The sequence below is a fragment of the Pseudomonas sp. SIMBA_068 genome (assembly GCF_046534705.1).
In the GTDB taxonomy this organism is placed as follows: Bacteria; Pseudomonadota; Gammaproteobacteria; order Pseudomonadales; family Pseudomonadaceae; genus Aquipseudomonas; species Aquipseudomonas putida.
Genome location: NZ_JAWRYI010001500.1, coordinates 1 through 240 on the forward strand (window position 1 = coordinate 1; position 240 = coordinate 240).

Here is a 240-nt window from a genome sequence, read left to right on the forward strand (position 1 = left end):
GTAACAATTAGCTGCTTGTCTTTTTTACCTAATATTTTTTCGCGAATTGATTCAGCAAGTTGATGAACGCTTAGCTCACTGGTATCGATCATGTAATCGGCGCGCGTAATTAGCACATCGAGAAGTTCTTTTTCTTTTTTTATGGCTAAATCAAGCGGAAGTGAATCTATTGATAAAGGGTGTAAGCGTCTGGTTTCAGAAAAGCGTTTAATAAGGGTTTGATCTTCACTGTCTAAGTAG

The 240-nt window shown here is 37.5% G+C and carries 1 protein-coding gene; it reads right to left on the bottom strand.

Annotated elements, in window-relative coordinates; all coding sequences use genetic code 11:
* The coding region (locus SB756_RS34655) for an RNase adapter RapZ (protein ID WP_410913831.1) at positions 1-240 on the bottom strand (240 nt) is incomplete at both ends.